This window comes from Fischerella sp. (assembly GCF_013388695.1).
Taxonomy (GTDB): domain Bacteria; phylum Cyanobacteriota; class Cyanobacteriia; order Cyanobacteriales; family Nostocaceae; genus PCC9605.
This window is the reverse complement of sequence record NZ_JACAEU010000180.1, coordinates 1-11,764: the sequence shown is the minus strand read 5'-3', so window position 1 is coordinate 11,764 and position 11,764 is coordinate 1. Positions and strand designations below refer to the sequence as shown.

At 40.0% G+C, this 11,764-nt stretch carries 8 protein-coding genes and 2 pseudogenes; 2 read left to right on the top strand and 8 right to left on the bottom strand.

Annotated features, from left to right (window positions below; translation table 11 throughout):
• Positions 1–134 precede the first annotated feature (134 nt).
• The 8 genes and pseudogenes from HXY43_RS24470 to HXY43_RS24435 all read right to left on the bottom strand — a co-directional run.
• Positions 135–1,466: an IS701 family transposase gene (locus HXY43_RS24470; protein ID WP_290889073.1), complete on the bottom strand. Its 1,332-nt coding sequence runs from the start codon at positions 1,464–1,466 to the stop codon at positions 135–137.
• Positions 1,467–1,862: 396 nt separating this feature from the next.
• Positions 1,863–2,303, bottom strand: a complete 441-nt coding sequence (locus HXY43_RS24465; RefSeq protein WP_026735718.1) for a Crp/Fnr family transcriptional regulator — start codon at positions 2,301–2,303, stop codon at positions 1,863–1,865.
• 47 nt (positions 2,304–2,350) lie between these two features.
• Positions 2,351–2,737 (bottom strand): four helix bundle protein, encoded by a 387-nt coding sequence (locus tag HXY43_RS24460; RefSeq protein WP_290889068.1) that lies wholly within the window; start codon positions 2,735–2,737, stop codon positions 2,351–2,353.
• Between the two features lie 48 nt (positions 2,738–2,785).
• Positions 2,786–5,821, bottom strand: a complete 3,036-nt coding sequence (locus tag HXY43_RS24455) for an MFS transporter (RefSeq protein WP_290889065.1) — start codon at positions 5,819–5,821, stop codon at positions 2,786–2,788.
• A gap of 289 nt (positions 5,822–6,110) precedes the next feature.
• Positions 6,111–6,644: a translation initiation factor IF-3 gene (infC, locus tag HXY43_RS24450; RefSeq protein WP_026735720.1), complete on the bottom strand. Its 534-nt coding sequence runs from the start codon at positions 6,642–6,644 to the stop codon at positions 6,111–6,113.
• A gap of 650 nt (positions 6,645–7,294) precedes the next feature.
• Positions 7,295–9,220: an ABC-F family ATP-binding cassette domain-containing protein gene (locus HXY43_RS24445; protein ID WP_290889061.1), complete on the bottom strand. Its 1,926-nt coding sequence runs from the start codon at positions 9,218–9,220 to the stop codon at positions 7,295–7,297.
• Between the two features lie 119 nt (positions 9,221–9,339).
• Positions 9,340–9,756 (bottom strand): DUF1824 family protein, encoded by a 417-nt coding sequence (locus tag HXY43_RS24440; protein WP_026735722.1) that lies wholly within the window; start codon positions 9,754–9,756, stop codon positions 9,340–9,342.
• Positions 9,757–9,822: 66 nt separating this feature from the next.
• Positions 9,823–10,500, bottom strand: a pseudogene (locus tag HXY43_RS24435) (prohibitin family protein); the annotation flags it as partial.
• 9 nt (positions 10,501–10,509) lie between these two features.
• Between HXY43_RS24435 and HXY43_RS24430 the strand changes: the two are divergent.
• Positions 10,510–11,091: pseudogene (locus tag HXY43_RS24430) on the top strand (ABC transporter ATP-binding protein); the annotation flags it as partial.
• A 130-nt stretch (positions 11,092–11,221) separates the two neighbouring features.
• Positions 11,222–11,650 carry a hypothetical protein gene (locus HXY43_RS24425; RefSeq protein WP_290889054.1) on the top strand — a complete coding sequence of 143 codons (429 nt, stop codon included), beginning with the start codon at positions 11,222–11,224 and terminating at the stop codon, positions 11,648–11,650.
• The last annotated feature ends 114 nt before the right edge of the window (positions 11,651–11,764 follow it).

The window sequence follows — 11,764 nt, the reverse complement described above, 5'->3', positions numbered from 1 at the left end:
AACCCATCCCGAACTCAGTTGTGAAACGCTGCTGCGGCGACGATAGTTGTCGGGTTGCCGACCGCCAAAATAGCTCGATGCCAGGACTTATACTCCACACAAAAGCCTCCTCTTCATAACCCTGTTGTGTCACTTTAGGCAGAGGAAAAATAGAATTCAGGGTGAGTTAGGAAGATAAAAATTGGAGAAGTGAGCCTATAAACGATGGATTGAAGCTTAGAAAAACCCAAAGACAGTTGAGGAATAGGAAAAACTGTTAACCAAGGATATATGAGGTTAAATAAGATAAAAGGTTGAATAACTAAACGCAGATTGTTGAGAATATTCTTCCAACCTTTACCATTATCCCAGCAGGGGTGAGAAGCCAACGTTGATTGAGGAGGGGGAGAAGGACGCAGAGATTCTGAATGAAGACTAACCATGAGGTAGGCACTACATACAATCTCCCACCATCGTTCAATATCTTCATAGCGAGTAAAGCGATAATCCGCCCAACCTAATTCATTCTTACTCTGCTTTAAGCCATATTCCACCCATGTTCTTAAGCCATAGAAATTGCCAACCTCTCTTGGTGTAATGTCTGGGTATTTACTCATAACATACCAGGTAGAGTTTCCAGGTAAGTTCTCTATATCTGTGGTAATTTGCCAATATCTATGTTTTCCACGTTGTCCGTGTATTATTTCTCTAATAAATCTATTTTCACTGCTTAAGTCAGAGAATACTCTTTTAAATTTCTGCCACTTTAAGTATTGAGTATACTGTCCCTTAAGCAAGTCTACAGAATGGTTTGAGCGGATTGCTACTAAATAATTTAAATCTAGTTCATCTAATACAGATATGAAATTTGTGCCGCTTTCGCCATATAAGCTATCAGCTAGTACCAAGTTGAATTTAAAACCCATCGACTGTAACTTTCGTATTAGCATTGCCCCGATTTGAGGCTTGGTTAGATATTTATCTCCTGGCTTTAACTTCTCTCGTGGTTTGTACACTTCAAACAGTAGTGGTAATGTCATCCCACAGAACACACCATAGGCTGTAACTGCCACAACTCCATTCTCTACTTTGCCCAAATTGCCTATATACTGCCGTTTTACATAATCTGTTGTATTACCTTTCTTTTTATCTCCTGTTTCATAAGTCCCCGTCCTTAAGGGCGGGGTCTCTATTAAAATGATCGGTCTTCCTTTTAAGACCTCTAAAATTAGCTCTAATCTCAAGGTTCTTAGCTCTTCTACGTCCCAAGATAATGTAGTTAAAAAATGATGTAGTCCTTGATAGTTATCTAGCCCAACAATTTTCGCTATTTCCGGTAGACTTTTCCGTTTTAAATCAGAAATACATCCTATATGCAGATACTTAAATGCTTCAAAATTCCTAACATCTGAAAACAGATTTTGATACCACAAGCAATATTCATCCACAAACTTGACGGTTTTTATGGGTGAACGAGGCTCTACCATGTTCTGTGTCTTCGTTCTAGGCTTTGTACATTATTATACTACCGCGATAGTGACACAAGAGGGTTAAAGCGATCGCATGTTTCCACTGGTGGCCAAAAACAAAACCTTTATCATTCTGACGCAACCGGAATTGATATCAATCATTCTTTTTTCACCACCCTTCAGGTTCGCCAGTCCCCCCTAAAAGCACCAAGCCAAGACGGGGGCTGGTCTCACCAAGACACAAAGACACCAAGAAAAATCCATTTGGTCGCCTAACTATCAACCTATCCCACTAATACAAGAATTAGGAAAATGTCACACCGGGAAAAATTCAAACGGGAAAATGCCGGGTTTCAAAACCATCATTACCCTGAGCAAAAGAAAACTGATTGCACATACACAGTAGTTAGTGGTCTAATTTTTTACTCTAATGGCATTGATTTTCTCATTCAGTTCCCGAATCCGGCGAGATAGAATACCAATAATATTTACGGCAATTTCCGGAGTTTCGTCAATTGCTTCGTAAAGCTGTTCTTGTGTCAATTCTAAACATTCACAAGGTTCTAAAGTTGTTGCCGAGGCAGAACGCGGTTGAGCATCAAATACAGCCATTTCCCCGAAAGATTCACCCTTAGGAAACACTGCTAATTGTTGATTGCCGATATGAACTTTGACTTTACCGGAAACAACAATGTAGAGCGAGCGCCCTTCATCGCCTTCTTTAAAAATAGTGTAATTGTTGGGAAACGATAACTCATCCATTACAGAAGCTAATCGGACGATAAAATCATCACGTAATTCTTTAAAAATTGGTACTCTCCGGACAAATAGTAAACGCTCAACGGTGGATAGCATAATCTAAGGTTAGTGGTTAGTAGTTAGTGGTTAGTAGTTAGTGGTAATTAATAATTTTGTTTTTGTGTTTTGGCAGCTTTGTCAACATATTTGAGATATGCGTTTAGCTTAGGTGATAAGTCATTAATAATAGGTTCAAGTCTATCTAATTGTTCATTCGTCAATAATTTACGAGTGTACGCTCGTTTTAACCAGTACCTAGTTTCATGTAAAGAACCTCTGGCAATTTTTACAAATCTTTGATTATCTTGAAAATTATGGCGTCCAGCACCTTCTGCTATATTCGCACCAATACTATCAGTAGCACGGATAATTTGCTTACCTACTGTATCTTTCTCAAAAAAATTCCAGTGTATAACAATATGCCAAATGATGTCTGCCAATTTTTCAGCCAATTGGAAAATTTGTAAATCTTCAAAATTAGATTTTTCCATTCTTCCTTTCCTACTAACCACCAACCACTAACCACTATCTACTAACCACTATCTACTAACTTGATGCTTCTCCATCAACTCTTTCACTTGAGCAGCCACAAGCGAATTAGGATCTTTTTGCAATTGGGGAAGAATTTTGAAAAGGATGCGGGGTGATACTGTACTCAAATATGCGATCGCTGCTTCTCTTACGAAACCAGTAGGATGATGCAGGCTTGCTAAAACCTGTTCGGTTGTCAGTCGGATACGGGCAACTTGAGCAAAATGAAAACAGCAAGCTAAGCACCAATCAGAAAGTAAATGTCCTTGTATTAATAAACGACGGGTACGTTCGCTGACTGCCATTTGCTCATATTTTGTTATATCTGCCGCTAATAGATATTGCAGTTTTTCTGCTGGCGATCGCCGATCTAAAATATTCAGCAACAAGGATTTATTATGTAAATTCACTGTATGTTCTAAAATTTCTAATCCTCGTGCTAAATTTACTATTGAATCAGACCGCAGATTGAATACTGCTGCCTGAATTTTATCTATAGGATAAAGTAGCTGTAGTAGTAGCAATAATCGTTCTTTTATATCGATTTCTAATTCTAGAATTGCCCGCTGTAGTAATGATAAAACGGCAAAAATTCTAATACCTGAATGATATGTATCTAAAGTTTCTTGTGTTTTTAAATCTATATATTGACCGTAAGTGTCGGCTTGAGTTTGGAAGTCTATATAAGCAGCATAAATTTCACCTAAAAAGCATAATTCCTGTGCAATTAAAGTTTTCACCCTCATTTCATAATACCGATCCACCGAACCGATAATTCCTTCTTTTTGCAGCCTTTTCAATAAGGCGCGGAGAATATAATCTCTGTTAGTAGCCCGAGAAGTTTCTAAATGCTGCCATAAAATATCCATTGCTTCTAAAGTGGGGACTTGACTAATGGTACGCCAAGCATACATCCGCACTACTTCTGGTTTATAAATATTGGTAGCTAAGTCAACTAGCATTGGTAGGGCTTCATTCTCTAGTCTTACTAAGGCTTGCATAGCTGCATTTCGGGTTGACTTGTAGTAAAGCCCTGCTAGTAAGGCTGGGTAGTACTCTTCTAAATGAGTTGCCGCAATCATTTCTAATACTGCAAAACGCACGCGCAAGGACTCATCCTGCAACAAATTCGGGATATGAATTCGTAGCGCCTGTAAATAAACTGCTTCTCTGAGGGCTTTTACGGCATTTACCCGTTCCCTTTCTTGTTGATGAGTGAGCATCCGCCGCAAGGTTTTGGTAGCAGCTACTTTTTGCATCGGCGTTCCTTCACGCAACAATAATGCAGCAGCTGTAGCGCGAATAATTGAGTGTTGATCCTGTTGTAGGTACTGTTCTAATTGGCTGACATCTGGATCTGATTCAGCCAACCAAACGTAGCGTAGGGCTAGGGCAAAAACTTCTGGGGTAACACGGTGTTGGGGTAGTTCTAACAAAGCCCGGACTTCCAGTAAATAAGCAGGATTTACACCCAACATCAGCATCACTTCCAAACTAGTTTTTTGCAATGAAGGGGGTAGTTTGACTAACAGAGGTGCTAGCACTTCTGTTGCACCTTGGGGGTCAATTTGAGATAAAAGCTCAATACAAGAACGTTTATCTGGTTCGCTACCTTTTTCTCCTAAAGCTTTAACGACTGCCTGCTTGAATGCACGCAAATCTACATCTGTACCACTTAGTTGTCCCTGTCCTGCGCTCAAAACTAACAGATTAACGTAGTGCGATCGCAAAAACCAAATCACTCCCAAACAGCACACAGCTACGGCCACTGTTTCTACTACCATGAGCGAGTCATGTATGGGCATGGGTAGAAGTCGCCTTCCCAACCACAAGGTAACTAAAATCGCTACACCTGCTGTTCCAGCACCGAAGGCATCGGCAACACCTCCCGATAATGACTGGATGTAGCTGCGAATTTTATCGGGGATTGGTTGGAAAAGCAGAGGCCCGCTACTGACAACAAAGGTGTAACGCAGAAGTTCGTCTAAGAATTTGAGAATAACTAAACCCCATAAAAGATTGCCGGAATAGCCCAAAGGCAACAATCCTAACAGGGGAATCGTTAGGGGCATTAAAATGCCTACGGTAACTGGTAAAGTTGCAGCAGTAACAAACACTCCAAAGCGTTCGAGAGCGCGACTGGAGATAAATAACTGCATTCCTAGCTCGCATACTCCCGTAATTCCACCTAATATACCCAAGAAGCTAGCAATATCTTTACCCTGAAAATTAGACTTTAGCTGGCTAAGATATTGAAAATCTATTAACACTCCCATTGCTTGCAAGAGAGCAAAAAAGGCAAACAATAACCAGGCGTAACGCTTCAGTGGGCCAAAAAGGCGGCGTTTTTGAGAGTATTGTGTTTCTTCTATTTCTTTTTGAGGAACATCTGGGAAAGCCTGCGGATAATTTTGACTGAGATACAAAAGAATGCCCGCTCCCAAGGCGATAAATATACCAGCGATGGGCATAATTACGTTATCTAGCCCGACGAATAGCAGCAGAAAAGGCAAACTAAAGCCGCTGAGGACATCAGCAACTAAAACGCCACTGCTGATGAGTGGGTAGGCGCGTTTAATCTCCCGAATGTTGAAAAGTTGGTTGGCAACGATCGAGGTGTTGAGGTCGTTGATCGTGTAAAATGCATCTACCCATAATCGCAGCAAAAATATCATAGGTACTGCTAGGTAGGAAACGTGCAAACCCAGACGCAATAAAAGTAATGGCACAAACATGCATGGCGCGATCGCCACAATTACCCGCCGCAAGGGAAAAATCTTTTGCAGCCAAGAATATAAAATTACTAAGACTGCACCTATGATTGCACTGGCGATATAAATCCAAGGTAAGGATTTAGCCCCGTACTCATCCAAAAACAGTGCCACCGCAGAGTCTTCTGACCAGCGCAATCCTACTGAGGTTATAGTATAAAAAGCGAACATCAACCAAGTGCGATCGCTTTCCTCCGGTCGGAGATTTACCCACTTGAGTAATTGCGACAGAATGCTTCTTTTTGGAGCAGCCCAGTAATTTTTCAGTTCCATGCAGTTTTCTGTGCTACACGTTTAATTTGTTGGTAGTTAGTAGTTGGTCGTTGGTTGGTAACTGTATTCCAAACAACAAACAACAAACAACAAACAACACAAATTAGTTGCTCAGTTCTGCATGACCAGTATTGTTGACTCCATTCCTGGAAACAGCAAAAATCCTGAGCAACTGAGTATTATTTTTCCCACTCAGCACTCAGGACTATCATTTTGGATTTTAATTTGTTGATGGTTAGTAGTTAGTAGTTAGTAGTTGGTTTTTTCCACTAACTACTAACCAAATCAATTACTTCTTCGGCGAAAGGAGCATCATCATGTTTCGTCCTTCTTTTTTGGGTGCTTGCTGTACTTCCGCAACTGCTTCTAGATCCGCAGCCATGCGCTTGAGCAAATCTTCTGCTAGATCGCTGTGCTGTATTTCTCGACCTCTGAACATCACAGTAGCTTTCACTTTATCGCCATCTTTGAGAAAACGTTCTGCTTGCTTAACGCGCACGTTGTAGTCATGTTCTTCTATCTTGTAGCGCATCTTCACTTCTTTAACATCAGCTGTGTGCTGCTTCTTCCTGGCTTCCCGCGCTTTCTTCTCCTGCTCAAATTTGTACTTCCCATAGTCCATAATCCGACAAACCGGGGGGTCAGCCTTGTCACTGAGCAGCACTAGATCCAGCTCTTTTTCCTCTGCTAGTTGCAGCGCTTCCTGCGGGGACAGAATTCCCAGTTGGGTTCCATCAGTATCAATGACCCGAATTTTCGGGAAGCGAATTCTTTCATTAATTTGGGGCAAATCGCGAGTTCTTTTTTTCTCAGTCACTGGCATTATGATTTGTGGGAGCTCTTTGTTAAGAATTGGGTTTGGTATTGTTTAATTTGCCTCAGGAGCATAAAAAATGAATATCTGAGGACTAATAATCAGGTTTACAATTCTAGGGTAACTAATTCCGTAGAATAGTTTTTCAGCGATCGTATATGCCATTCTACTCATTCTGAGAGAATTTCTATTCAATAGTTAACCTAAATTACACATCCGCAGCATTTGTTAACTATTGTAGCATTTATTTGTTATATTATTGACATCTTAGCCTTTCAGTATACATTGTACTAATGCAGATTTTAAATCCAATATTTCTCAAAATCAATGTATTTCAGGTCACAAAAAACTTTTTCCAGTATGATTACTGAGGAAAGGCGATAGAACATTGTTGGCAACTCCTCGACCATTAGGTATGAGGATTCTTCCTTCACCCAACGTTGCCTCTAAAAGCAGTACCTTTAGATGGTCTTACAGGTTATCCAGAAGCGGTAGCGAGATGCCCTCCCGCCAAAGTCGTAAACCTTCATCTCTGAATATTTATGGCAGCATTAATATCCCTGTCGTGTAAAGTATAAATAAGGCGAGAAAAAGGGTAAACAAGAAGAGAAACAGAGATTTTGATACTCTTTTGCACCCTTACTGGAAAATGGCGATTTTTAAGACTCAATCTCAGCTAATTCTAACCATCGCTCTGTCGCCGTATCAATTGCTTGCTTCAGCGTTTCCACCTGTTCGTAGAGTTTTTGGACTTGGGTGTAATTTCCTGCTGGAACATTCGCCATTGCTTTTTCTGCTTCTGCTTTCTCAGCTTCTAATTGAGCAATTTTATCTTCCAACTGCTCAAACTCCCGCCTTTCCCAAGTCGATAGGCGCTTTTTCTTTTGAGGTTCTTTAGGTATAGACGTTGCAGGGAACATCTCTACGTTTTTCGTCTTTTCCTTTGTATTAGTAGATTCTTGTTGCTTTTCTTCTTCAGCTTTTTTGTAGTCAAGATACACAGAGTAATTACCAGGATACTGTCGAATATTTCCTTCTTCTTCAAGAGCAAAGATTGTATCTACAGTGCGGTCAAGAAAATAACGATCGTGGGAAACTACAATTATACAGCCGTTAAATTCTTCTAAATATTCTTCCAACACTGCTAACGTCTGTACATCTAAATCATTTGTCGGTTCATCTAATATCAAAACATTAGGCGCACTCATGAGAATACGCAACAAAAATAAGCGCCGTTTTTCACCACCAGAAAGTTTATGAATAGGAGCATATTGCTGATTTCCTGGAAATAAAAATCGCTCCAACATTTGGGAAGCAGTAATTTGCGTACCGTCGGCAATTTTGACGTATTCTCCTTCTTCTTTGATATAGTCAATCACGCGCTGATTTTCGTTTAACGCAGTCAGTAATTCTTCAGAATGCTGGTCAAAATAGCCAATATGAATCGTTGTACCGATTTCCACACTACCTGTATCTGGCTGCACGCGCCCAGTGATAATATCCATTAAAGTAGATTTACCTGCACCGTTACCGCCGATAATACCAATACGATCTTCTGGATTAAATTCGTAGGTAAAATCCTTGATTAAACTGCGTTCGTTGTATGCTTTAGAGATGTGATTGAGTTCAATCACTTTTTTACCGATGCGACGACTAGGTGTTGAAATATCGACTTTACCCTGAGCTTGTTTAAACTCCGTCGCTTGCATATCGCGAATGCGTTCTATTCTAGCTTTTTGCTTAGTACTTCTGGCTTTTGGCCCTCTTTTTAACCATTCCAACTCGCGCCGCAATACTCCTTGAAATTTGCGCTGACTGCTAATAGCGGATTCTTCGGCTTGGGTCTTTTTTTCCAGGTAGTATGAATAGTTACCAGAGTAAGTATAAATGTCACCTCTATCGATTTCAATAATACCGTTGGTGACGCGATCTAAAAAGTAGCGATCGTGAGTAATGAGCAAGAGTGCGCCGCGATAACGGTTTAAATAACTTTGCAACCACTCCACAGAATTTGCATCTAGATGGTTTGTCGGCTCATCCATGAGCAATAAATCTGGTTCTGATAGCAAAGCTGTAGCTAAGGCAATACGTTTGCGATAACCTCCAGATAAAGTTTTGATAGTAGCATCAAAATCTATAATTCCTAATTTGGAAAGAATTATTTTGGCCTTAGTTTCCAGTTCCCAAGCACCTATTGCATCCATACGCTGCATCACCACAGAAAGGCGGGACATCAGCTGATTATCTTCTGGATAGTGAGCGAGTTTATCGGATATTTCTTCATACTCACGCACCAAAGCCATTTTTTCACCACTGTCAGCAAATACTTGCTCTAAAACTGTGTGATTTTCGTCTAAATCTGGCTGTTGAGGCAAGTATACAATCTTAGCGCCAGAATTAACTAAAATTTGACCTCCATCAATCGGTTCTAGTCCGGCAATCATTTTTAATAATGTTGATTTACCAGAACCGTTAGTGCCAATTAAACCAACTTTATCAGTAGCATCTAGACTAAAACTGGCATCTTTGAGAATTTCTTTGATGCCAAAATCTTTTTTAACTGATTGTAGTGTAATAAGACTCATAATTTTTATGTGATTAACTTGGTGTCTTAGTGTCTTGGTGGTGAAAAAATAAATTTTATGAACCACCAAGACACCAAGGCACAAAGAAAATTCAATATTGAAATTTACACCCTAGTATATTAAACAAATAAATCTAGAGGTAAATGACCGTACATTTCGTTAATTCCCTCTGGGGAGTATGACTGACAAGATACTAGTACACCCCGATGATGACCTGAATAAGAATCGATATGACAAACACCATTTTTGCCGTTTAACTTGATATAAACAGAACCATCGATTACAGGTAAATTACTTGGTGGTTCATATCCTAAGGCGAGAGAATAAGTTTTCATTGCCAGCATTCCTTCTGCCTCTGTGTCAGCGCAAATACCTAAAATCTGGTAATCAGAAAGCTTGGCAAGCATCAGTAAAGCCTCACGAATTAAAGTTTTTTCTGATGTCTTAATTTTTGGTGCAATGTCTACACAATTGAATTTATTAAGGATTTTTTTGGCTTCGGCAATGGTGAGATTAGTTTGATTTCTACTTGACATATATCGGTTTATTATCTACTGGATGTATGCTTTGTTGTTCAGATAGGTTTGGTTTTGTTTACAATTTCAATCTGGACTTGAGCCTTGTATATTACTCAGATTGAAAAGGAAGGGAACACTACTTTGTGCATCTTTTCCCATGACGAGAACTTTTGGCATTTGGGCACCCCCACTTTTCCAAGCTTCAATCGCTTCCTTTTGCAAAACTAACTGCCCTCCTTGGGCTTTTAATGTTTCTGCTAAAAGCCTTTGAGCTTCTGCTTTTCCCTTGGCACGATTAATATCTGCCTGTGCTTCTTGTTCGGCTTCTTGCGCTACATATACTGCTCTTTGCGCTCTTTGTTCAGCAATTTGTTTTTCCTCTACAGCTCGTGCAAATTCTGGAGAAAAAGTTAAGTCAATTACGCTCGTATCTAAAACTATTATTCCATATTTTTCTAAGCGTTGACTTAGTGCCGTATCAAAATCTTCCTTGAGGTCATTTCTTCTTGTAATTGACTCTTCTACAGTCCTTCGAGCAGCTGCAATTTTGAAAGATTCCTGAGTTTGGGGAGCAATAATTTTGGCAACGATATTCTCTAAACTTCCTTGTTTTCTCCTAATCTCAACTACTTGTTGTGGATCAATACGAAAATTTATGGCGAATTTAGCTGATAGTTCTTGCAGATCTTTTGTAGCACTTTGAGCAGGTATCTCGTATTTTTGCACAGTTACATCATATACATCTACTTTGGATATGAATGGCGCTTTGAATTGCGGTTTTACGAAGTGCAATCAGGAAAAATTACTTTGGATGGTATTGATATTCAAGAGTTAAATTTACAAGATTTGCGCCGCTGCATGGGCTTGGTCAGTCAGGATGTATTCTTATTTCATGGTACTGTAGCAGAAAATATCGCCTACGGAACATTTGATGCCACAGAAGAACAAATTATTGTGGCTGCTAAGATTGCTGAAGCACACGAATTTATTACGTGCTTGCCCCAAGGTTATGAGACAATTGTTGGAGAACGGGGGCAAAAGTTATCTGGCGGACAGCGCCAACGAATTGCGATCGCCCGCGCCGTATTAAAAAATCCACCCATTTTAATTCTAGATGAAGCCACCTCGGCAGTGGATAATGAAACAGAAGCAGCCATTCAGCGATCGCTAGAACGGATTACCGTCAATAGAACAACGATCGCGATCGCTCACCGTCTTTCTACCATCCGCAATGCCGATCGTATCTATGTCATGGAATACGGGCAATTTGTTGAATTTGGAACCCATGAAGAATTGCTAGAGCAAAACGGAGTATATGCTAGCCTCTGGCGCGTACAGTCGGGTTTGAGGTGAACAAATGGCGGACAAGATGTCCGCACCACAAGAAATACTTTGTACTTTTGCGTCTATAGGTGAGATTATTCTTTCATAACAACAAAGAAACCTTCAATCCCAAATCTCAAATCTAAAATCCAAAATTGATATGATGTTCGGTAATACCCAACCAGAATCACCAGATAACAAATGGCGTCGGCAATTAGATCAATTTGTGAAAGCACATCAGCAAGAACTGGCAGCGCTGTCTTGGGGTTTGTGGTTAGAAAATGAAGATAGAAAGGGTACTATCGGCATTGCTTTGCAACCAAAACCGCACTTTGTTTATTGCCCAAAAGAGGCAATCGAAAAATTAAATAGTAGTGTCGAGAATAGACTTCAGGAAGTTTTAGGAATTGTAGAACATTATCAACCCGAAGTCGAAGTTGTAATGATAGGCATTGGCAAAGACCAAATTAAATTAATTCATTTTGAACCGCAACCAGCACCACCAACTTGTTTTGAACAAATTGGAAAAGATGTAGATACTTTATTAGACATATTAGAACAGCGTTTAGGCGAACAAATACAAGGGTAACTCAGATCTTGCACCTGGAAACTTGAATGTCAATTCCTTGACTAAGTGCTAGTTCTCTAAGGCGTTCAATATGTTGTAAAAGAAGCAACATCACCAAGTGTGGAAGTATTGTTT